Annotated in this window: 21 protein-coding genes and 1 riboswitch; of the genes, 13 read left to right on the forward strand and 8 right to left on the reverse strand. The window is 70.2% G+C overall.

The genetic code is table 11. From position 1 onward, the window contains the following. Positions 1-561, reverse strand: a complete 561-nt coding sequence (locus BLR46_RS00090) for a hypothetical protein (protein WP_093247734.1) — start codon at positions 559-561, stop codon at positions 1-3. Between the two features lie 72 nt (positions 562-633). Between BLR46_RS00090 and BLR46_RS00095 the strand changes: the two genes are divergently transcribed. Beyond that, the gene (locus BLR46_RS00095) at positions 634-864 is read left to right on the forward strand and encodes a DUF6457 domain-containing protein (RefSeq protein ID WP_093247736.1); all 231 of its coding nucleotides are present in this window, start codon (positions 634-636) and stop codon (positions 862-864) included. 18 nt (positions 865-882) lie between these two features. Here BLR46_RS00095 and BLR46_RS00100 read toward each other — a convergent pair whose 3' ends face one another. The 4 genes from BLR46_RS00100 to BLR46_RS00115 are packed head-to-tail and all read right to left on the reverse strand — an operon-like array spanning position 883 to position 6,483. After that, positions 883-1,365 (reverse strand): carboxymuconolactone decarboxylase family protein, encoded by a 483-nt coding sequence (locus tag BLR46_RS00100; RefSeq protein WP_176761588.1) that lies wholly within the window; start codon positions 1,363-1,365, stop codon positions 883-885. 25 nt (positions 1,366-1,390) lie between these two features. After that, entirely contained in the window at positions 1,391-2,971 is a 1,581-nt protein-coding gene (locus BLR46_RS00105) for a serine/threonine-protein kinase (protein WP_093247742.1), read from the reverse strand. Positions 2,972-3,017: 46 nt separating this feature from the next. Next, the gene (locus tag BLR46_RS00110) at positions 3,018-4,472 is read right to left on the reverse strand and encodes a serine/threonine-protein kinase (RefSeq protein ID WP_176761589.1); all 1,455 of its coding nucleotides are present in this window, start codon (positions 4,470-4,472) and stop codon (positions 3,018-3,020) included. Positions 4,473-4,509: 37 nt separating this feature from the next. Next, positions 4,510-6,483 carry a glucosaminidase domain-containing protein gene (locus BLR46_RS00115; RefSeq protein WP_176761590.1) on the reverse strand — a complete coding sequence of 658 codons (1,974 nt, stop codon included), beginning with the start codon at positions 6,481-6,483 and terminating at the stop codon, positions 4,510-4,512. Positions 6,484-6,618: 135 nt separating this feature from the next. Beyond that, a riboswitch (FMN riboswitch) is annotated at positions 6,619-6,744 on the forward strand. A 121-nt stretch (positions 6,745-6,865) separates the two neighbouring features. On the opposite strand from BLR46_RS00115, the gene ribD reads away from it, so the two are divergent. From ribD to ribH, 4 genes are read left to right on the forward strand one after another with little or no spacing between them, the layout of a single operon-like run. Next, complete coding sequence (gene ribD / locus BLR46_RS00120) at positions 6,866-7,903, forward strand: bifunctional diaminohydroxyphosphoribosylaminopyrimidine deaminase/5-amino-6-(5-phosphoribosylamino)uracil reductase RibD (protein ID WP_093247751.1); 1,038 nt, start codon at positions 6,866-6,868, stop codon at positions 7,901-7,903. Between the two features lie 2 nt (positions 7,904-7,905). Then, positions 7,906-8,511, forward strand: a complete 606-nt coding sequence (locus BLR46_RS00125; protein ID WP_093247753.1) for a riboflavin synthase — start codon at positions 7,906-7,908, stop codon at positions 8,509-8,511. Then, the gene (ribB, locus tag BLR46_RS00130) at positions 8,508-9,728 is read left to right on the forward strand and encodes a 3,4-dihydroxy-2-butanone-4-phosphate synthase (RefSeq protein WP_093247757.1); all 1,221 of its coding nucleotides are present in this window, start codon (positions 8,508-8,510) and stop codon (positions 9,726-9,728) included. The genes BLR46_RS00125 and ribB overlap by 4 nt, the downstream gene beginning before the upstream one ends. Position 9,729: 1 nt before the next feature. Next, positions 9,730-10,209, forward strand: coding sequence for a 6,7-dimethyl-8-ribityllumazine synthase (gene ribH / locus BLR46_RS00135; RefSeq protein ID WP_093247760.1), 480 nt, complete (start codon positions 9,730-9,732; stop codon positions 10,207-10,209). Here the strand turns inward: ribH and BLR46_RS00140 are convergent. Then, on the reverse strand, positions 10,181-10,954 hold the full coding sequence (locus BLR46_RS00140) for a FadR/GntR family transcriptional regulator (RefSeq protein WP_093247765.1): 774 nt from the start codon (positions 10,952-10,954) through the stop codon (positions 10,181-10,183). The genes ribH and BLR46_RS00140 overlap by 29 nt on opposite strands. Before the next feature lie 154 nt (positions 10,955-11,108). On the opposite strand from BLR46_RS00140, the gene BLR46_RS00145 reads away from it, so the two are divergent. From BLR46_RS00145 to BLR46_RS00180, 8 genes are all read left to right on the forward strand, one after another. Then, positions 11,109-12,395: an ABC transporter substrate-binding protein gene (locus tag BLR46_RS00145; RefSeq protein WP_093247767.1), complete on the forward strand. Its 1,287-nt coding sequence runs from the start codon at positions 11,109-11,111 to the stop codon at positions 12,393-12,395. 64 nt (positions 12,396-12,459) lie between these two features. Then, the gene (locus tag BLR46_RS00150; protein ID WP_218118266.1) at positions 12,460-13,395 is read left to right on the forward strand and encodes a carbohydrate ABC transporter permease; all 936 of its coding nucleotides are present in this window, start codon (positions 12,460-12,462) and stop codon (positions 13,393-13,395) included. 1 nt (position 13,396) lies between these two features. Next, a complete protein-coding gene (locus tag BLR46_RS00155; RefSeq protein ID WP_093247772.1) occupies positions 13,397-14,212 on the forward strand; it encodes a carbohydrate ABC transporter permease in 816 nt (271 codons plus the stop codon). Beyond that, positions 14,212-15,354, forward strand: coding sequence for a galactonate dehydratase (dgoD, locus tag BLR46_RS00160; RefSeq protein ID WP_245701414.1), 1,143 nt, complete (start codon positions 14,212-14,214; stop codon positions 15,352-15,354). Before BLR46_RS00155 ends, dgoD begins: the two co-directional genes overlap by 1 nt. Further along, the gene (locus BLR46_RS00165; RefSeq protein ID WP_093247777.1) at positions 15,348-15,968 is read left to right on the forward strand and encodes a bifunctional 4-hydroxy-2-oxoglutarate aldolase/2-dehydro-3-deoxy-phosphogluconate aldolase; all 621 of its coding nucleotides are present in this window, start codon (positions 15,348-15,350) and stop codon (positions 15,966-15,968) included. The genes dgoD and BLR46_RS00165 overlap by 7 nt, the downstream gene beginning before the upstream one ends. Then, the gene (locus BLR46_RS00170) at positions 15,965-16,885 is read left to right on the forward strand and encodes a sugar kinase (protein WP_093247780.1); all 921 of its coding nucleotides are present in this window, start codon (positions 15,965-15,967) and stop codon (positions 16,883-16,885) included. Before BLR46_RS00165 ends, BLR46_RS00170 begins: the two co-directional genes overlap by 4 nt. Before the next feature lie 22 nt (positions 16,886-16,907). Next, complete coding sequence (locus BLR46_RS00175) at positions 16,908-17,243, forward strand: TraR/DksA family transcriptional regulator (protein WP_093247782.1); 336 nt, start codon at positions 16,908-16,910, stop codon at positions 17,241-17,243. 323 nt (positions 17,244-17,566) lie between these two features. Then, entirely contained in the window at positions 17,567-20,809 is a 3,243-nt protein-coding gene (locus BLR46_RS00180) for an alpha-L-fucosidase (RefSeq protein WP_143008144.1), read from the forward strand. Between the two features lie 165 nt (positions 20,810-20,974). On the opposite strand, the gene BLR46_RS00185 is transcribed toward BLR46_RS00180, so the two are convergent. After that, positions 20,975-21,274 carry a DUF1905 domain-containing protein gene (locus BLR46_RS00185; protein WP_093247785.1) on the reverse strand — a complete coding sequence of 100 codons (300 nt, stop codon included), beginning with the start codon at positions 21,272-21,274 and terminating at the stop codon, positions 20,975-20,977. Further along, positions 21,249-21,860 carry a hypothetical protein gene (locus BLR46_RS00190; protein WP_143008145.1) on the reverse strand — a complete coding sequence of 204 codons (612 nt, stop codon included), beginning with the start codon at positions 21,858-21,860 and terminating at the stop codon, positions 21,249-21,251. The genes BLR46_RS00185 and BLR46_RS00190 overlap by 26 nt, the downstream gene beginning before the upstream one ends. Between the last annotated feature and the right edge of the window lie 74 nt (positions 21,861-21,934).

Below are 21,934 nucleotides of genomic sequence, written 5' to 3' on the forward strand. Positions count from 1 at the left end.
TCAGGCCTTCAGCCGCGACTTCACGTCGACGCCGCTCTCCAGCGAGAGGTGCGCGGCGACGAGGCGCGCCACCATCCGTGCGGGCTCGGTCGTGGCGCGTCGGTGGAGATCGACGCACCAGTCGGTGAGGCGCCCGAGCTCTCCTCGCAGTGACTCGAACTGCGCCATGCGTGCCGCCTTCGCCGCCTCCGCGTCGCCGTCCTCCCACGCCGCGGCCTCCTCGGCGCACCTGTCCCCGGCCGCGTCGAAGACGCCGGCGAGCGTTGGGTCGTGGGCCCCGGCGAGGTCCTCCCGAAGTGCGGCGCGCTCCGCATCGGCGTCGACGCTGCGCCGGCGCTCGAACACGTCGCGGCGGCTGGGGATGACGTCGGTGAACGGGTTCGTGTCGCCGACGAAATGGCTCGCGTCGGCGACCTCCCGGCCCAACCTGCCGTCCGTCGCGCGCGCCACGAGGTCGTCGGTGGCTGGCCCCACCAGCGTGCCCATGAGCCCCCACAGCTGCGCCCGGTGCCGGGCGTAACGGGCCATCGTCGACATGGTGTTGGCATCGGGAAGCGTCATAACCGAAGCCTATCGACGGGTCCGGAGAGGCGGACGTTAGGGTGGTCGGAGAACACCGACGAGGAGACTGCAATGACCGAGGACCGTAGTGGTTGGCGCCCCTTCATCGAGCGCGCATGCCAGGCAGTGGGCATCGAACCCGACCTGATCGACGAGGACATCGCGCTGGAGCTCGCCGCCCGCGTGGCGCGCGAGGGCGAGCGCCCGATGGCACCCGTCGCGACGTTCATCCTCGGCCTGGCCGTCGGTTCCGGCAAGGGCGACGTCGACGACCTGAAGGCGAAGATCGAGTCCGTCGCCTGATCCGGTCCATGGCCGGCCTCAGGGCTGGCCGACCGGCGTGCCCGACAGCAGGTGGATGCGGTTGAAGACGTTCATGTTGATGCAGCCCATCAGGAACAGCGACAGCACGTCGTCGCCCAACAGCTCGCGCAGGCGCTCGTACGCGTCGTCGGGTATCCGCCGCTCGGCGACGAGCGTGACGTACTCGGCGACTTCGAGCGCCGCCTGCTCGAGCTCGGTGTAGGCGGCCCCCGCGTCGCGCCAGCCGGGGGCGAGCGCGAACTTCCGCGAGATCGTGGCGTCGTCGAGGCCATCCGTCCGGTAGGCCTTCTCACCGAGTCCGACGTGGACGTTCACGCAGTACGCGCAGCCGTTCAGTTGGCTGACGTGGACGAACGCGAGTTCCAGCACCGCGCGCGAGACACCCAATTCCTCCGCGCGGGCGATGATCGTGTCGGTCACGGCGTACTGCGCGCGTGAGGTGGCGGCCATGTTCTTGCGCAGGTGGATCCGGTCGTTCATTGGGGGGTCCTCTTCGGGGCTCGGGTCAGTACAGCGCCGTCCTCCACTGGTCGACGGCATCCTGCAGGTCACCGTACAGCGCGCCGAAGTCGCCCCCGCGACCGGTGTCGGCGATCGCCTGCCCCACCGCGGAGAGCGCCGCCGTGGCCTGCTCGCCGTCCTGCGCCCGGAGCGCCGCCGCGAGATCGCGGAGCGCCGCGTCGACCTGCTTCCGGTCGTCGTTGCTGATCGTGTCGGCCTGGAACGCCTGCCGCACCGCGTTCGAGAGCGCCGCTGAGGCGGAGTGGACGGGCCCGGCGTCGGGCGTCACCGCCGTGGGCGGCTGCTGGGTGGTCTCCTCGGGCGGGGGCGCCTGGGTGGTGGTCGGCTCGGCCGGGGGCGCGCTGGTGGTCGCTGGCGGACGGGACGTCGCCGGCGGCCGAGTGTCCGGGGGCGGCGCCTGCGTGGTGGCGGGTGCCGACGTCGTCGGCTCGGCGCGGGGGCTCGGGGTCTGGGCGATCGGTTCCGCGGGCGACGTCGTGGGGCTCGGCGAGGCCGACTCGACGGTGGAGTCCACCGTCGGGGCGACACTGTCGTCGGCGGCGACGGGGGTGGAGCCGTCATCCATGAACGCCGCGTAGGCCCCTACGCCGCCCGCCAGCAGCACGAGCGCGAGGAGCACCCAGAGGACGCCTGACCGGGAGTCGGTCTGTTGGGCGCGACGTGGTGCCGCCGACGCGGTGAGCGGCAGCAGCGCGGTCGCTGCGTCCGGGTCGCCGTCGCCCGACAGCATCGAGGCGACGACCGCCGCGGACGCCGGTCGCTCCGCCGGGTCCTTCGCCATCAGCGCCGCGATGATGGCGGCGAGCCCGGGTGGGACGTCCGGCCGCGCGTCGCGGACGTCGGGGACGGGGGCGGTGGCGTGCTGCATCACGGTGACGACGGGGCTGTCGCCGTGGTAGGGCGCGCGGCCTGCGAGGAGCGTGAACAGGACGCAGCCCAGGGCGTACAGGTCGCTGCGCTCGTCGGCGGGTCGGCCGGCAGCCTGCTCGGGCGAGAGGTAGTGGGCGGTCCCGATGACGGTCTCCGGCGTCGTCAGGGGGTTCATCGTGTCCTGCGCCTCGTCGACGAGGCGGGTGATGCCGAAGTCGAGGACCTTGATGCGGCCGTCCTCGGCGCGGGCGATGTTGCCGGGCTTGATGTCGCGGTGGATGATGCCGTGCTGGTGCGCGGCCGCGAGCGCGGCGGCGACTTGGGCGCCGATGTCGCGCACGTCGTCGACGGGCAATGGGCCGCCGGTCTTGACCTCCTGGGCGAGGGTCTGTCCGGGGAGCAGCTCCATGACGAGGTAGGCGTGCTCGTCGTCGAAGCCGGTGTCGAAGACGGTGACGATGTTGTCGTGCTGCAGCGCGGCCGTCGTCCGGGCCTCTAGGCGGAACCGTTCCTCGGCGGCCGGGTCACCGGTCGGCGTGGTGAGGTCGAGGATCTTGACGGCGACCTCGCGCTGGAGGAGTTCGTCCACCGCGCGGTAGACGGTGGCCATCCCCCCGCGCCCGATCTGCTCGATCAGGCGGTATCGATTGGCCAGAGTGCGAACCCCGGCGGTTGGCTGCACGGGCTCATCCATGACCACAACCCTACCCGCCGACCGGATCCGGCCTCGGTGCGTGGGGTCAGTCGAAGGCCGACTTCCAGTCGTCGACGGCGTCCTTCAGCTCGTCGAAGGGCTCCTCGAAGTCGCCCTTCCGACCCGAGTCGCTGAGCGCCTGGTCGATGGCGGAGAGCGCGTCCGAGGCGCCCTGCTCGTCGTCGTCCTTGAGCGCCCGCCGGAGCTCCCGCAGGCCCTCGTCGATCCGCCGCCGGTCCTCCTTGGAGAGCTGTTCCGCCTTGGCGGCGTCCTTGACCGCGTCCGACAGGACGTCCGCGGCCACCGCAGGATCCGACGCGTCGCCATCCTCCGAAGCCGACTCGGCCGGGGGCTCCTCCTCCCGCTCAGCCGGCGGCGGCTGCGGCACCGTCGGACTGCCGGCGGCGGGAGACTCCTCGGTCAGGGCGGCGACCGTGGGTGCGCTCGTGGGGTCCGGCCCCGCCACCGGGTCGTCGTCGGACAGCAGGCTGAAGGCGCCGACACCGAGGGCCGCCACTGCCACAGCAGCCAGGATCCACGCCGCGGCCGGACGCCGCCCCGGACCTTCCGGGGCGGGCACGTCCATCACGGCCGTGGGTGGCGTGTCGGTTCTGGGCGCGGGCCCCAGGACCTGCGTCGGGGCGTCCGAGGCGGGGCGCTCGAGGCGGGACGCGACGAGGCCGGCGGGCGCCGGTCGCTCTTCCGGGTCCTTGGACAGCAGTGCGGTCACGAGCGCCACCAGCGGGGCGGGGGCGTCGGGCCGCAGCGCGGCGAGGTCGGGCACCGGCGCGGAGGTGTGCATCGCGAGCGTCGCGAGATTGGAGTCGCCCTGGTACGGCGGGTGCCCTACGAGCAGAGTGAAGAGGACGCAGCCCAGCGCGTACAGGTCGCTGCGGGCGTCCCCGGCGTCGCCACGGGCCTGTTCCGGCGACAAGTACTGCGGGGTCCCGAGGATGCTGTCCGGGGAGGTGAGGGGGCCGGCCTCGTCGTGGGCCTCGTCGAGGAGACGCGTGATGCCGAAGTCGAGGACCTTGATGCGGCCGTCGTCGGCGCGGGCGATGTTGCCCGGCTTGATGTCCCTGTGCACCAATCCCGCGGCGTGCGCCGCCTGCAGCGCCGAGGCGACCTGTGCGCCGATCTCCCGCACCTCGTCCACCGGCAGGGGTCCGCGACGGGCCAACTCGCCGGCCAGGGTGCCGTGCGGCAACAGCTCCATCACCAGGAACGCGTGGCCCTCGTCGATCCCGGTGTCGAACACCGTGACGATGTGGTCGTGGCTGAGCGAGGCCGTCGCGCGGGCCTCACGCCGGAATCGCTCCGCTGCCGCGGGGTCCTTGACCGGGCTGGCGGGGTCGAGGATCTTCACGGCCACTTCGCGGTCGAGCAGTTCGTCGACGGCGCGGAAGACGGTCGACATGCCGCCGCGCCCGATCTGCTCGGCCAGCCGGTAGCGGCCGGCGAGCAGGCGAGCCTCCGGCAGCGGAGTCGTCGGATGGTCCATGCCGGAGACACTACCCACGTAAGCGGGCGGCGCCGGGTCAGCCCCTGACGCGCTGCAGCGTGAACTCGTTGGAGCGGAAGGTGCCGTCGGCGGTGGCGACGGCGACGCGCCAGCGGTGGGTGCCCACCTGGTTGCTGCCATAGGTCAGAGGGATGGTGAAGCGGCCGTCGGCGTCGGTGGTGCTGATCTGGGAGCGCGACCAGCCGGAGTCCAGCAGGACCTCCGTCCAAACCTGTGAATTGGGTGCGCCGGACGCCGTGCCCCACGTGTAGGTGGTCTGGCCCACCGGCTTCACGCCGGCCGACGCGGCGCTCACCGTCACCGGGGCCTCGGTCCTGACCAGCGTGAACGGCTCGGAGGGGAAGGTGCCGAGGGAGCCGCCCACGACGACCCGCCACTGGTACTCGCCCGGGGTGCGGGCGCCGTAGGTCAGCGCGAGCGTGAACCTGCCCTCGGCGTCGGTGGTGCCCACCTGCGAGCGCGACCAGCCGCCGGAGAGCATGACCTCGGTCCAGACCGGCGAGTTGGGCGCGCCGGTGGCGGTGCCCCACGTGTAGGTGTCCTGGCCGACGGGCTTGGACCCGGCGGAGGCGGCGGTCACCGTCGGCTCGGGAACGCGGGTGAGGGTGAACGAGTCCGAGTGGTAGACCCCGAGCGACGAGCGGACGCCGACCCGCCAGGTGTACGTCCCGGGGGTGGTCTTGCCGTACGTCAGGGGCAGCGAGAAGCGGCCGTTGCCGTCGGTGGTGCCGGTCTGCGAACGCGACCAGCTCTCACCGATCCGCACCTCGGTCCAGACCTCGGAGTTCGGGGCGCCGGTGGCCGTGCCCCACGTGTAGGTGTCGTGGCCGACCGCCTTGGTGCCGGCGGAGTAGGCGGCCACGCTCACCAGCTGGATGCGCTTCGAGGTGACGTTGCTGGACGTGAGCGTCGTACCCCAAGGGGTGGTGAGGGTCGCCCGGTACGTGGTGGTGCCCGCGGACGACTGGCCGTAGGTGAGCGCCAGGTCGAAGCTGCCGTCGGAGGCGACGGCGACGCTGCTGTGGTCGCGCCAAGTGCCGCTGACGAGGACCTGCGCCTTCACCGTGCGGCCCGCGTAGCCGGCGGCGGTGCCCCGGAGCCGGGCCGTCTCGCCGACGTACACGTCCTCGACCGCGTTGGCCTTCACCGTGCCGAGCCGCTCGATGGTGAACTCCGGTGACGTGTAGGTGGTGTCGATGGTGGAGGACTTCACACGGAAACGATGCAGCCCGACAGTGTCCTGGCCGTACGTCAGTGGGATGGAGAAGATGCCGCGCGGACCGGCCTGCACCTGCTGGCTGGGGCTCCAGCCCGATGGGGTCATCGCCTCGGTGCGTACGATCTGTCCGGCACCCCCGGGGCTGAGGAGACCCGTGACCGCAGCCGTGGCACCGACGTTGGCCTTCGTCGCTGGACGGATCACCAGTTCCATTGGACCGGTCGCCGGCGGCGTCACGTTGTACTGGTAGAGGTTGTGGCGCGCCATCAGGTTGATGACCTTGTTGGCGTACAGCGGGTCGGTCGCGTAGCCCCCCATGTGCACTTCGAAGATGAAGCGGTCCGGGTTGTCGGTGTAGTCGAACGCCTTGGCGTACCGGGAGAGCCGGCTGAGGAAGTAGCCGTGGTCGATGAACGACTTCTCGGCGGTGTCGTACTTCCGGAACTTGGCGGTCGTGGTGTAGCGGTTGCCGTTGGCGTCGACCTCCCAGGTGCTGATCGAGTAGCACCCGTTCTGGTGCGGGCTCTCCGTCGAGCTGCACTTGATGCCGAACCAAGCGTTGGCGTTCTTGGCTAGCTCGGACTCTCCCATGCCAGACTCGAGCATGGACTGGGCGATCGACACCGAGGCGGGAACGCCGTAGGTGCGCTCCTCCGCCTGGGCCCACTGGTGGGTCTTCGCGATGAAATCGGCCGCCGTCAACGCCGACGCCGGCTGCGGCGCCGCGAAGGCGACGAACCCCAGGACGACGGCCAACAGGACACTACGCACGCTTCGCCACATTCGCATGGAGCCCATTCAATATGTTGGTCCGGCCAGAAGCCAATCATTTCCGGCGAACCTCAAGCGGTCGTTGAGCCCCCGAGCTGTTGGGCATCGACGAAGGTCCGTGCAATAGTGGGGACCACGTGTTCCGGGGTCGGTGTAATTCCGAGCCGGCGGTGAGAGTCCGCGACCCGAGCGCTTCGGCGCCCGGTTGACCTGGTGGAATTCCAGGACCGACGGTGAAAGTCCGGATGGGAGGCAACACGGCGAGGCGAGCCACATCGGCGCGCCCCTGCGGCGCATGCCGGCGACCCGTTGGGTCCCCGGAGGCGCCTGCATTTCCCGTCCCCGGAGCCCGCATCGGCAGCGAGCGAAGGGCAGGACCGGGATGGTGGACCACCGTACCCAGGTCGACCTCGGGCACATGCGGCGCGCCCTCGAACTGGCGGCGAGCGGCCCGGAGGCCGACCCGAACCCCCGCGTCGGCGCCGTCGTGCTCGACAGCCGCGGCGAGGTGGCGGGGGAAGGATTCCACCGCGGGGCCGGGAGCCCGCACGCGGAAGTCGAGGCGCTGCGGAACGCGGGTCATCGGGCCCGGGGCGGGACGGCGTACGTGACACTCGAGCCCTGCGCCCACGAGGGCCGGACCGGCCCCTGCACGGACGCGCTCCTCGACGCAGGCGTCGCCCGCGTCGTCTTCGCGACGGGCGACCCGAACCCGGCGGCCTCGGGAGGTGCCGCCCGGTTAGGGGCGGCGGGGGTGCAGGTGGACTCCGGTCTCCTCAAGGCCGAGGCACTGGCCGTCAACCGCACGTGGGCCCATCGGATCCGGACGGGCCGTCCTTTCGTGACCTGGAAGTTCGCCGCCACCCTCGACGGCCGGTCCGCCGCCGAGGACGGCACCTCGCAATGGATCACCGGCGAAGAGGCCCGCAACGACGTCCACCGCCTGCGGGCGAGGTGCGGCGCGATCATCGTCGGCACCGGGACGGCGCTCACGGACGACCCGGGTCTCACCGTTCGCGGGCTCGACGCTCCGCTGCCGCGTCCGCCGCTGCGCGTCGTGATCGGGCGGACTCCGCTGCCGCCCTCGGCGAACCTCTTCTCGGGCGAGGCCCCCACACGCGTGTTCCCACACCGCGACGTCGGGCGCGCCCTGCGCCAGCTCGCGGAAGACGGAATCCACCACGCGTTGCTGGAGGGCGGGCCGACGCTGGCCGCCAGCCTCCTGGCCAACGGTCTGGTCGACGAGGTGGTCGCCTACGTGGCGCCCGCGCTGCTCGGCGCCGGCCGGGCGGCCGTCGGGAGCCTGGGCATCCACACGATCGGCGGCGCCGTACGCCTCCACCCGACGTCCGTGAGCCTCGTCGGCGAGGACGTCCGCATCATCGCTGTCCCCAACCACCAGAAGCAGGAGACCCACTGACCATGTTCACCGGAATCGTCGAAGAACTCGGCACCGTCGAATCCATCCAGGCCGGCGCCCAGTCCGCCGTCCTCCGGGTCCGGGGGCCCCTCGTCGTGAGCGACGCGGTGGTGGGTGCGAGCATCGCCGTCAACGGGGTGTGCCTCACCGTCACCGCGCACGACGAGGCCACCTTCACCGTCGACCTCATGGCGGAAACCCTCCGGCGGACCAGTCTCGCCGCGCTCCGCGAGGGCTCCAGTGTCAACCTCGAGCGCGCCATGGCCGCCACCGCCCGCTTCGGCGGGCACGTCGTGCAGGGCCACGTCGACGGCACCGCCCGCATCCTGCGCCGCGAGGAGGGCGACCGCTGGGAGACCGTGACGTTCGAGCTACCCACCGAGCTGGCGCGCTATGTCGTCGAGAAGGGGTCCATCACCGTCGACGGGGTGTCCCTCACCGTCACCGCCGCCGGGCCGGACACGTTCTCGGTGTCGTTGATCCCCACGACGCTGGCACTTACGACCCTGGGCGCGAAGGGCGTCGGGGACATGGTCAACCTCGAGGTCGACGTGCTGGCCAAGTACGTGGAGCGCATGCTCGCCCACCTCTGCGAGGTGCGGTCGTGACCGGCTTCGCGACCATCCCGGAAGCGCTGGAGGCGCTACGCGTCGGCCTCCCGGTGCTCGTGCTGGATGACGAGGAGCGCGAGAACGAGGGCGACGTCGTGCTGGCGGCCGAGACCCTCACCGACGAGTGGCTGGCCTGGACGATCCGCCACAGCTCTGGCTACGTCTGCGCGCCGGTCACCGCCGCGCTCGCCGACCGGTTGGAGCTGCCGCTGATGGTGCGCGACAACGCCGACCCGCTGCGCACGGCGTACACCGTCTCCGTCGACGCAGCCACCGGAATCAGCACTGGCATCAGCGCCGCGGACCGTGCGCGGACGCTCCGCCTGCTCGCGGACGCGCGCACCACGGCGACCGACCTGATCCGGCCGGGACACGTCCTGCCGCTGCGGGCCCGCGACGGCGGCGTGCTGGAGCGGGCCGGGCACACGGAGGCGGCCGTCGACCTCTGCCGGCTGGCCGGGCTGGCCCCCGTCGGGGCCATCGCCGAGCTCGTGCACGACGACGGGACGATGATGCGTACCGCGGAGGTGGCGCGGCTCGGTGCGGCGCACGGGCTGCCGGTGATCACGATCGGCGCGCTCGCCGACTGGCGGCGCCTGCACGACCGCGTGGTCGAGGTGGCCCGGACCACTCTCCCCACCCGGCACGGGACGTTCGAGGCGATCAGCTACCTCGACCTGGTCACCGGTGCCGACCATGTCCTGCTCGTCAGCCCTCGCGGCCGCGGAACCTCGGGCGTCCCGCCCCTGGTGCGCCTCCATTCCGAGTGCGTGACCGGCGAGGCGTTCGGGTCGGAGCGCTGCGACTGCGGACCCCAGCTCGCCCAAGCCATGGCCCGACTGGCCGACGAGCCCGGCGCAGTGGTCTACCTGCGTGGGCACGAGGGCCGGGGCGTCGGACTTCCCGCGAAGCTGCGCGCCTACCACCTGCAGGACGAGGGCCTCGACACCGTCGACGCGCAACTCCGGCTCGGGCTGCCCGTGGATGACCGCGAGTACGGAGCAGCCGCCGCGATCCTCCACGCGTGCGGCCTCGACCGCGTCCGGCTGCTCACCAACAATCCCGCCAAGATCGCCGGTCTGGTCGCCACCGGGATCGACGTCGTGGCCGTGGAGGCATCGTTCACTCCCCCGAGGCCCGCAAGCCTCCCCTACCTGCGCGCCAAGCGCGACCGACTCGGGCACACCACCCTCATCAGCTTGAAGGAGCACTGACATGGCCGGACACGGCAGCCCCACCATCACCGCCCACGGCGCCGGCATGCGCGTCGGGATCGTCGCCGCCTCTTGGCACACGCGAGTCATGGACGGCCTCATCGACGGCGCGCAGCGCGCCCTCGCGGAGTCGGACGTGAGCGACGTCGACCTCGTCCGGGTGCCGGGCACCATGGAGCTGCCGGTGGCGTGCAGCGTCCTCGCACCCCACTACGACGGGCTCGTGGCACTCGGCGTGGTGGTCCGCGGCGGCACGCCCCACTTCGAGTACGTGTGCGCGGGTGCGACCCAGGGAATCACCGACGTCAGCGTGCGGACCGGCGTCCCGATCGGCTTCGGCGTCCTCACCTGCGACTCCGATGAGCAGGCCCTCGACCGCGCAGGCCTCCCGGGGTCCTCCGAGGACAAGGGCCACGAGGCCGCCACTGCCGCTGTCGCGACCGCGGCCGCGCTCAGGACGGCGCTGGGCCGCTTCGCGTGACCTTCTCCCCGGCCGGGCTTCGGCGGATCACGTCCTCCAGGAACTCCCTCGACGCATGCTCGACGATCCTCGCGCTCGCGGCGCGAGCCTCGTCGGGGTTGCGCTGCGCGATCGCCGCGGCCATCTGCTCGTGGAAACGTACGGCGACGAGGTCGGGAGTGGGGGGCATCAGCCCGAAGTGGTGCCGCGCGGAGAGCACCACGTCCATCTGCTGGGCCATGCCGGAGAAGAGCGGGTTGCCGGACTGCTCGAACACCAGCTCGTGGAACTCCGTGTCGGCCTCGAGGAACCCCGGCAGGTCGCTGTGGTGGGCGCTGTCGTCGAGCAGTTGCGCGAGCACGAGCAGACGGGCCGCGGCCTCGTCGCTCCGGTGTCCGGCGGCCAGCCAGGCCGCGGAAGGCTCGAGCGCCTGCCGGAGTTCCACGAGCCACCGGAACTGGTCCGCCCGCTGCGCCGGGTCTCGGAGTTTCCACGCGATGATCTCCGGACTGGTGTGGCTCCAGTCCGAGCGTGGGCGGACCGTCGTGCCCAGCCGGCGCCTCGATTCGACGAGACACAGCGATGCGAGCACGCTGACCGCTTCCCGGACCACGGACAGCGAGACCCCCCAGCGGGCCGCTTCCGCCTCGAGTTGGAGCACGGTGCCGGGCTCGATGTCGCCGGAGACGATCATGGCGCCGAGGTCGTCGACGAGTTGCTGTTTCAGTGTCGCGCCCGCCTGACGCGGGGTGGTTGCGCTGCTCATCGTGTTTGACTTTCCTGGTCCGATCCGAACTTCGAACCGCCTATTGACGACCATAATAAGTCTGATTTATTCTTTTGGCCACAACTACACGCGGGCGAAGTAGCCCGCAGCCCATTCCAACGATGGATTTGGGACGACCTCAATCGGAGGAACCATGAAACACCCCAAGGGTGCGGCCATCGCACTCGCGCTCACGACGTCGCTCTTCCTGGCCGCGTGCGGCGGCGACGAGGGCGAGGGCGACAGCAGCGGCAGCGACACCATCCGCGTGACGCTCGCCAACCACGTCTGGACCGACACCATCAAGGAGGCGATCCCCCAGTTCGAGGAGGAGACCGGCCTCACCGTCGAGATCACCCAGCTCGGCGAGGACCAGCTCAGCGACCAGTACAACGTGAAGCTCAACGCCGGGTCCGAGGACCTCGACGTGATGATGTACCGCCCCCTCCAGGAGGGGAAGCTGTTCGCCACCAACGGCTGGATGGCGGACCTCACCGAGCGTGTCGAGTCCAACGCCGACTGGGACTGGAGCGACTTCCAGGAGGGCCCCAAGTCGGCAACGACCCACGAGGACACCGTCGTCGGCGTCCCGATCATCACCGAGCGCGAGGTGCTCTACTACCGCAAGGACCTCCTCGAGAAGTCCGGCTACGACGCGCCCCCGCAGACGCTCGATGAGCTCAAGGAAATGGCCCTCAAGATCAAGCAGGACAACCCGGGTACCGCGGGCTTCGTCGCCCGCACCGCGCGCACCGCCGCGGTGACCCAGTTCTCCAGCTACCTGTTCTCCTACGGCGGCGACTTCGAGGTCGACGGGCAGGCGGCGGTCGGCTCCGACGAGGCCATCGCGGCCTACGACATGTACTCCAGTCTGATCCGCGAGGCCGGGCCCGAGAACGTGTCCACCGACATGGGGTGGCCGGACTCGATGGCGATCTTCCAGCAAGGCCAGGCCGCATTCCTGACCGAGGCGGACTCGCTCTACCGCAACGCCACCGACCCCGAGAAGTCGAAGGTCGCGGAGAACGTCGGCTTCGCCCCGTTCCCGGAGGGCCCCGCCGGCCGTCGTTCCTACAACATCCCGTCGTGGGCTCTGGGCATCAACGAGGGCTCGCAGAACAAGGACAACGCCTGGAAGTTCATCGAGTGGGCCACGAGCCAGGAGCAGGCGCTGGCGCTGCAGCAGGCCGGCAACCCGAGCGCCCGCAACTCCGTCTGGGAGAACGCCGAGTCGACCAAGAACGACCCGGCCGACCTCGTCGAGGCCAGCAAGGGCTCCGCGGAGAACGGCGTCGGCCATGACCGGCCGCTAGTGACCCGCGTCGCCGAGGCCCGAGAGATCGTCGGTCAGCCGATCGTCGACGGCATCACGGGCAAGGACGTCGCCGAGTCGGCCCAGACCGCGCAGGAGGCGTTCCAGCAGTTCCTCGACAGCGAGTAACAGCCCCATCGGGCGGGCGGGGCCCAAGCGCTCCGCCCGCCCCTCCAACCCGTAGGAGGTGTCCATGTCAACGGCGACCGCAACCCCCCGGACCGTGCCGCACACCACACGCCCGCAGTCCTCTGTCTCGCGCTGGGCCAACCACAACCGCAAATGGGTCCTCGCCGCCCCCGCGATGATCTTCACCGCGGCGATGATCCTCTTCCCGCTCGGCTGGACCCTGTACCTCAGCCTGACGAACGCCAAGGGTTCCGTGCGCGCGGAGAAGGAGTTCATCGGATTCGACAACTACGCGAGCGTCTTCGCGGACACCGCCCGGTTCTGGCCCGCGGTGGGCCGCACCCTGTTCTTCACGGGCGGCACGCTCGTCGCCCAACTGGTGCTCGGCATGGTCATCGCCCTCCTGTTGCGCAAGAACTTCCGCGGCCAAGGCTTCGTCCGCATCGCGGTGCTGATGCCGCTCGTCGCCACCCCCGTGGCCGTCGGCATGATGTGGCGCCTCATCTTCGAGCCCAACATCGGCATCGTGAACTACCTCCTCGTCCGCATGGGCATCCCGGCGCAGCCCTGGCTCGCGGGCGAGAACACCGCCCTGCCGACGACGATGATCATCGACATCTGGCAGTGGACGCCCATGGTGGCGCTCATCCTGCTCGCCGGTCTCACCTCCATCCCCGAGGAGATGGACGAGGCCGCCTCCATCGACGGGGCCAGCGCCTGGCAGCGCTTCTGGCACGTCACGCTCCCGATCCTCTGGCCGAGCGTCGTCGTCGCCACGCTGCTGCGCGGCATCGACGCCCTCAAGACGTTCGACATCCTGTACGCGACGAAGGGCCGCGGCGGCGGGTCGTTCAACGAGGTGGAGACCCTCAACGTCTACGCCTACGGCCTCAGCTTCGACTACAACAACTACGGAATCGCCTCCGCGGTGCTCATCCTGTTCTTCGGGCTGATCCTGCTCGCGCTGTTCCTCCTCGTGCGTGGAAACAAGGTGAAGTGACATGCGTACCTCCCCCGGTTACCGGATCTTCCGAATCGTCGCGATCGCGGTGCTCATCGTCGTGATGCTCATGCCGATCTTCTGGATGGTGTTGTCCAGCCTGAAGAACAACGTGCAGATCTTCGACGTCGCCAACGCCTTCAATTTCGACCCGTCTCTGGAGAACTACCGCAACGTCCTCGCGCGCTCCGACTACGTCGACTACATCTGGAACAGCTTCTTCGTGGCGTTCATGTCGACGGCGATCTCGCTCGTCATCGGTGTCCCCGCGGCCTACTCCATGAGCCGCTTCGTCATGCGCCGCAGCGCGCTGGTGGTGCTGATGGCGCGCATCATCCCGGGCGTCTCGCTGCTCGTGCCGTGGTACTACATCTTCAGCAACCTGCGCCTGGTGGGCGGCTACTCGGTGCTGATCCTCTCGCACATGTTCGTCGCCCTGCCGCTCATCGTCTACATCATGATGGGCTTCTTCGACGGGCTCCCGATCGACCTCGAGGAGGCCGCCCAGGTGGACGGGCTCACCCCGATCGGGGCGTTCCTGAAGGTCACGCTGCCGCTGTCGGTGCCGGGGCTCGCCACCGCCGCGATCCTGAGTTTCATCTTCTCCTGGAACAACTTCATGTTCGCACTCGTGCTCTCCGACGCCGGGACCAAGACACTCCCCGTCGCGATCTTCGACTTCATCGGCTACGCCTCCATCGACTGGGGCGGTCTGATGGCCGCCTCCACCGTCGTCACGTTGCCGATCATGCTGATCGCGCTGTTCGCGCAGCGCTACGTCGTGTCCGGCCTCACCGCTGGGGCGGTGAAGGGCTGATGATCGCGCGCGTCGAGACGTTCCTCGTCGCCCCCCGCTGGCTGCTGGTGCGGATCGAGACCACCGACGGGGTGGTCGGCTGGGGCGAGGCCACTTGCGAGGGCCGGTCGGACACCGTCGCCACGGCTGTGAACGAGATGGCTGAATTGCTGATCGGCAAGCCGGCCGACCGCATCGAGGACCACTGGCAGGTGCTCACCAAGGGCTCGTTCTACCGGGGCGGCAGCATCCTGTCGTCGGCGGTCGCCGGCATCGACATGGCCCTGTGGGACATCCTCGGCAAGCGCACCGGCCGCCCGATCCACGAGCTGCTCGGCGGCGCGGTGCGGGACCGGATCCGCGTGTACTGCTGGGTGGGCGGCGACGACCCGGCCGACGTGGCGGAGCAGGTGGGGGCCCGCCTCGAGCAGGGCTTCACCGCGGTGAAGATGAACGCATCGGGCGCGATGACGCCGCTCGCCAGCCCCCGCGAACTCGACGGGGTGCTCGAGCGGGTCGCCACGGCGAAGGAGGTGCTCGGCGACGAGCGCGACGTCGCCGTCGACTTCCACGGCCGCGTGTCCTACCCCAACGCGCTGCGCCTGGCCCACCTGCTGGAACCGCTGCGGCCGATGTTCATCGAGGAGCCGCTCGTCCCCGAGGACTCGCCGCTCATCACCCGGATCGTCAACAACACCAGCGTCCCCATCGCCACGGGCGAGCGGCTGTTCGAGCGACGCGAGTTCCTGCCGGTGTTGCAGGGCGGCGTCGGGATCGTCCAGCCCGACCTCGCGCACGCCGGCGGCATCACCGAGGTGCGCAAGATCGCGTCGCTGGCGGAGGCGTTCGGCGCGCTGCTGGCCCCTCATTGCCCCCTGGGCCCGATCGCGCTGGCCGCCTGCCTGCAGGTCGGTTTCTGCACGATCAACCACGCGATCCAGGAGGGCAGCTTCGGCATCCACTACAACCAGGGGGCCGACGTGCTGGACTACCTAGTCGACACCTCCGTGTTCGACATCCACGACGGCCACATCAACCGCCTCACCGGCCCCGGCCTCGGTATCGAGATCGACGAGCAGGCCGTCCGCGCGGCCGCGCTGGACTGGAAGCCGTGGCGCGGGCCGATCTGGCGCCACCGGGACGGGAGCTTTGCGGAATGGTGAGCTTCCTGGACCGGTTGAGGGCGTACCGGCTCGTCGCCATCGTCCGCGGTGTCGACCCCGAACACGTCACCATCACCTGCCGCGTGCTGCTCGAGGAGGGCGTGCGCCTCGTCGAGGTGCCGCTGACGACGCCCGGCGCCGAGTCGGTCATCGCTGAGCTCGCCGCCGACGCCCCGGCCGGGGCGCTCGTCGGCGCCGGTACCGTCCTGGAGGCGCCGCAGGTGCACGAGGTGATCGCCGCGGGTGCGCAGTTCATCGTCACGCCGGCGGTCACCGTCGCGATCAACGCGGCGGTGGAGGCCGGTGTGCCCGTGCTCGCCGGCGCCTACTCCCCCAGCGAGGCGTGGGCCGCCCACCAAGCCGGAGCGAGCGCCGTCAAGCTGTTCCCCGCCTCCGCCGGGGGGCCGTCGTACCTGAAGGCACTCCGGGACCCGTTCCCGAAGATCCCGTTCGTCCCCGTGGGCGGAGTCGACGTCCTCGGGGCCGGTGACTACTTCGCCGCCGGGGCGGTCGCCGTCGGCGTGGGCGGGCCGCTCGTCGGCGACGCGGTGCGGGGCGGCAGCCTCGACGACCTCCGTCGGCGGGCCCGCGCGTTCCTGGCCGCGGTGCGATGAGCGAGCACGACTTCGACGTCGTGACGCTCGGCGAGACGATGGTCAGCCTCCGCACCACGGCTCCGATCCGCTTCCCGGCCGCCCTGGAGGCGACGCCCGCCGGCGCGGAGTCGAACGTGGCGATCGGGCTCGCAAGGCTGGGCCACCGGGTGCGTTGGATCTCGCGGCTGGGCGCGGACCCGTGGGGCGACGCGATCGTGGCGGCGCTGCGCGGCGAGGGCGTTGACGTGCACGTCGCCCGGGACGCCGGCCGTCCCACCGGGCTCATGACCCTGGCCCAGCGCACCGCCGACCGCGCGGTGGTGGAGTACCGGCGCGCCGGGAGCGCGGCGTCGGCGCTGAGCGCCGACGATCTCGGAGGCCTCGGCAGCCCCCGGATCCTGCACCTGACAGGCATCACCCCGGCCCTGTCGGCCTCGGCCGCCGACGCCTGCCTCGAGGCGGCGCGTCGTGTTCGGGACGCCAGCGGCCTCGTGAGCCTCGACGTGAACCATCGCCGACTGCTGTGGTCGGCGGAGGAGGCCCGGCTCGGGCTGCGCGAGCTGGGTGGCCTGGCCGACATCGTGATCGGCGGTGAGGAGGAGTTGGAGCTGTTGGGCGACTCCCCCGAGTCGCTGCTCGAGACGGCATCGGTCGTCGTGGCGAAGCGGGGCGCCGACGGCGCCGAGGCGTGGTCACGCGACGAGCACGTCACCGCAACCGGGCACCGGGTGACGGTGGTCGACCCCGTCGGGGCGGGCGACGGCTTCTGCGCCGGCTTCCTGTCGGGGCTGCTCGACGGGCTGCCGCTCGGCGAGTGCCTGGGCCGCGGCAACACCGTCGGCGCCTTCGCCGTGGGGCACGTCGGCGACTGGCAGGGTTACCCGTCCCGTGACGAGCTGACGCTCCTGCGGGCAGCGGATCCCACCGCTCGGTGACCCCAACTGGGACAATGCCTCGATGGATGACATCGACCTGGAGGAAGTGGCCGCCGAACTCAAGGCCAAGGCAGCGGACCTTCGCGCGCGCATCGCCGAGCTGACCAAGGTCGTCGACGCCGACGCCACCATCGGGTTCGGCAAGCGCATCGGCGACGGCACCATCCAAGCGATCCAGCAGATGGAGGACACCTCCGCGGCCGAGTCGCTGCAGCGCACGCTCAACGAGGTCGAAGCGGCACAGACGCGGCTGAGGGCCGGCACCTTCGGCCGCTGCGTCGTCTGCGGCGAGCCGATTCCCGCCGCGCGGCTGGAGTTCCGGCCGTGGGCGGCGACGTGCGTGCAGCACGCGGGCTGACTGGCGTCAAGCCCCCGAAATTCAAGAAACTTCACTTGCTTGGTGGCGGCCCCCTCCGGCTGAGCATGAATCCGACGCGCCGCTGTCAAGCAAGTGAAGTTTCTTGATTTCAGCGCTCTGCAGCGCCACTGGTTGAGCAATTTCTGCCCGTTTTGGAGAAACCCTTGCGATGTTAGCGCTAACAATTTAGTTTGGACGGCACCCACCTGTTCGAACACTGGAGTACACAGATGGCAGTAACCAAGTCCAAAACGTCCAAACTACTGGCCACGGCCGCTGCAGGGAGTTTACTCGCAGCCGCCTTCTACTCGATACCTACCGCGATGGCAGCCGACGGCGACGACCTCAACGTCCGGTTCGGCGGATCGCTCGTCAGCAACACCTCCTACACCACCACCGAGGGCGAACAGATGCGCGGCGTGCTGCGCCGCGTCGTCGGCACCGAGGACCAGGTCCCTGGCCAGGGCGTCGTCCTCGACGGCGGCAGCGAGGGGCTGCGATTCGACGCGGCTAACCTGTCGCTCGGCAGCAGCGGCGGGTTGATCACGCAGAGCTTCCTCGCTGAGGCCGTCTTCGTCCCCGCTTCGGGAACGCAGACGAGCATGGCCCCGATCATCTCCGCCGGCGGCAACTTCACCGTGCGCTACGAGGGCGGCGAGCTGAACTACGGCTTCGACACCAACGCGACGGGCTCCTGGACCAAGTTCCGCCAGAGCGTCCCCGCGCCGGCACCCGCTCAGGAGCACGTCTTCTCCGTGCACTACATCGCGCAGGCGGACGGTTCGGTCGACCTCGAGGCGATGCTCGACGGCCGCATCCTGCCGCCCGTCGAGGCTCCGGCGTCCGCGCGCCTCAGCTCGGGGCTCGAATCCAGCTTCGGTTTCGGCAACGACGTCCACCCCGCGGCCACCACGCGAGGCTTCCGCGGCACCATCTCCGCGCTCCGCGTCGCCGGCACCGACGGGGCCAGCGGCCCCGGTGTGTTCGAGTACCAGCCGGCCACCGGCGCCACCACCCACTTCCAGACATCGTGGGACGGGACGCTGGGCGAGCGCTACTCCCCCACCGCTGGGGACATCAGTGAGGGCACCGCCGTCCGACGTGGCAACGCCACTGTCTCGGGCGGCACCCTCGCCCTGGGCGGCGGTGCCGACGCCGTGGTGTACACGGGCGATCCGAACCCGCTGGCCTCCACATGGATCGGGGACCAGGGTTTCGTGGTGGAGACGACCTTCACGCCCGCGTCCCAGCAGGCTCCGCTCGGCACCATCCTGTCCGTCGGCGGGAACTTCTTCGTCCGCTACCAGGACGGCCTCCTCCGCTACGGCTACTCCGGCACGCCCGTCGACGGCACCGGCTGGACCGACGTGAACGGCACGGCCGGCATCCCCGCCGCCGGACGCGAGCACGTCCTCTCCGTCGCCTGGGAGCCAGACCCGGAGGCGCCCGGTGGCCGAATGATCGTCTGGCTCGACGGCGTGGAACTGCCTGCGCTGGACGGCGACGTCTACGTGCGACAGTCGGGCGGCGCCGAGGGCCAGGTCGGCTTCGGCAACGACGTCAACCCCGGCGGACTGCAGCGCGGCTTCGTCGGATCCCTCGGCGCGTCGCGCTTCGCGCTGCTGGACGACGGCTTCGTCGACACAGCATTCACCCTGCAGACCTTGATCCCGGTCGAGGTCTGCGAGCCACTCGAGGACCTCGAGCCCGCGAACTACCAGTCCGTCTCCACCTCCGACTGCAGCGCGAACATCATCAAGAAGGCATCCATGGTGCGCCCCACCGCGAAGCAGGCGAACTGGCAGGAGGAGGGCCTGACCGCCTTCATCCACTTCGGCGTCAACACCTTCTACAACCAGGAATGGGGCCACGGCACCGAGGATCCCGCCCGCGTCGACCCCACCGGGGACCTCGACCCCGAGGAATGGATCCGTCAACTCCGCGATGCCGGCTACCGCACCGCCATCCTCACCCTCAAGCACCACGACGGCTTCATGCTCTGGCCGACGCGCTACTCCGACTACTCGATCGCGAGCTCGCCGTGGAAGGACGGTCAGGGAGACATCGCCAAGGAGTTCGCCGACGCCGCCCGCAAGTACGGGATGAAGGTGGGCTTCTACCTGTCCCCCGCGGACTCGCATGCCGAAATCCAAGGCATCTACGGGAACGGCTCACCGCGCTCGGAGCGCACCATTCCCACCCTCGTGGAGGGGGATGACCGGGCCGGGCTGGACCTGCCCCGATTCACCTATGAGGCGACCGACTACGGTTCCTTCTTCCTGAACACCCTCTACGAGGTGCTCACCCAGTACGGCGAGGTCTCCGAGGTCTGGTTCGACGGCGCCGCCGGCAACACGGGCGCGACCGAGGTCTTCGACTACGACGCGTACTACGACCTCATCGCCAACCTGCAGCCCGGTGCGAACATCGCAGTCGGGGGCCGCGACGTCCGTTGGATCGGCAACGAGCACGGCGAGGCGCGGGTTAACGAGTGGTCGCCGCTGCCGATCGTCGACAACGGCCCCGGCAAGATCGGTGCCGTCCAGCCGGGCGGCCCGTTCAACCAGAACTTCGGCTCCGACCAGCAGGTCATCGATGCGGTGAGAAGCGGCTCGGCCAACTCGCTGCACTGGTGGCCGGCGGAGGCGGACATGAAGATCACCGGCGGCTGGTTCGCGCATCCCTGGGACGTCCCCAAGACGCCTCAGCAACTGCTCGGCCACTACGAGCGCACCGTAGGACGCAACTCCGTGATGCTGCTGAACGTGCCGCCGACGACCTCGGGGCAGTTCGCCCCTTCGTCCGTCGACTCGATCGACGGGTTCGCAGCGGAACGCCGAAAGGCCTTCACGCTCGACCACGCGTTGGGCGCGGACACCCGCATCGGCGGTGAGTCCGAGGACACGGTGACCAACGGCAACACCCGCGACGGGCATGCCTTCGAAGCCGGCGAGTTCACACCCATCGAGATCACGCTCTCCGCTCCGGAGACGGTGGCCAGGGTCGGTATCTCCGAGGACATCCTCGACGCCGGGCAGACGGTGAAGAAATTCAAGGTCGAGGCGCTCGTCTACGACGAGTGGACGGAGGTGGCGTCGTCCGGCGTGATCGGCGCGCAGCGCATCGTGGTGCTCAACGAACCGGTGACGGCGCAGACTTGGCGGATCACCGTCACTGACGCCCGGGACGGGTACACGATCTCCGACGTGAAGCTCTGGGGCCAGCTCGAAGCCGACCCCGGCAAGCCGACGGACATCTTCGTCGACTGCTCCACCACGAAGGCGGGCGACGGCACGAGCGAGCGTCCGTTCAACAGCTTGGAGCAGTTCCGCAAGACGGAACTGGCGACGGGCGCCAACCTCCACTTCCGAGCGGGAGTCGACTGCGCCGACGCCGACCTCACGTTCTGGGGTTACGGCACGGCCGACGACCCGGTCAACGTGCTGGTCTGGGGCGGGAGCGACGCGCCCACCGTGGGCGGACGTCCGCTCACCGAGCGTTTCGCCAACTACTCGGACCAGGGATGGGAGGTGCGGGGCGCTGCAGCCCCAAAGAAGAACCGTTGATTGGCTGACGGGGAGGGGGATCGGTGTCCATTCGGCACCGCCCCCCTCCCTCATTCATCCGGAACCGAGAATTCAAGAAACTTCACTTGCTTGACCGCCGGCCCCTCGGGCTGAGCGTAGAACTGCCGCGCCGATGTCAAGCAAGTGAAGTTTCTTGAATCAAAGTCACTCGACGTCCACGAGCCGCAGCTTCACCGTGACGGTGTCGCCGTCGTGGATTCCCTCGGCGTCGCGCACCGCCTTCTTGACCGGCAGAATGTACGAGTCCTTGCGCGAGTCCGGGAAGACGGACGTGCGCCAGGTGGTGCGACCCACGGTGACCTCGACCCGCACGGACCCGAAGCCGCGCCGGGGACCGGCCATCATCCGGATGTCATCGGCGACCTCCGCCGGCACGGTGACGAACCGCCACGCGTCGTCCGCGGGCGCGACCCACACCTCAGCCGTGAACTCGAACTGCGCCATCACCGTCTCCGACGCTCGTCTCGGGATTCGTCTCCGCGGGATCGTCAAACCGAGCCCGTCCCTGGAACCAGAGCGCGAGGCCAATCCCCACCCAAGCCAGCCCGATGGCCACCTGGTCGGCGACGAGCAGCGCCGCATCCTGCACCATCCCGGCCGGGAGCCAGAGCAGGTGCAGCACCGCCACGAGCAGACTCAGCCAGCCCACGACCGCCCGCCGCAGCACGATCCCGAGCGCGAGGAGCCCGACGACGTGCACCGCGAGCCCGATCAGGTACGTGCCCCAGCCGAGCATGGCACCGTCACGGTCGCCGCTGAGCCCGCCGGCGACGAAGAACTCGATCACGACGCCCGCCAACATGCCGACGAGTCCGAGCAGCACGACGGCGGCGCTGAGCCGCGCGCCGCGCGTGGAGCGGCGCGGAACCAACCCGAGCGTCGCCGCCATCATCAGCACCAGCGGCAAGGCCATGAGCTTGTTCCACGTCACGTAGTCGAGCTCCAGGAAGGGCGTCGAGTAAGCGACGCTCACCCCCAACCGCACCGGTATCCAGACGAGACCCCCGACCACCGCGGACGCTGCCGCCACTCCCGGTAAACCATTGCGCTGTTCCCCCATGGGCGCAATGATCACACGGGGCAGGGCCCGGCGGGCCTGAACGC

The organism is Tessaracoccus oleiagri (assembly GCF_900103275.1).
Taxonomy (GTDB): domain Bacteria; phylum Actinomycetota; class Actinomycetes; order Propionibacteriales; family Propionibacteriaceae; genus Arachnia; species Arachnia oleiagri.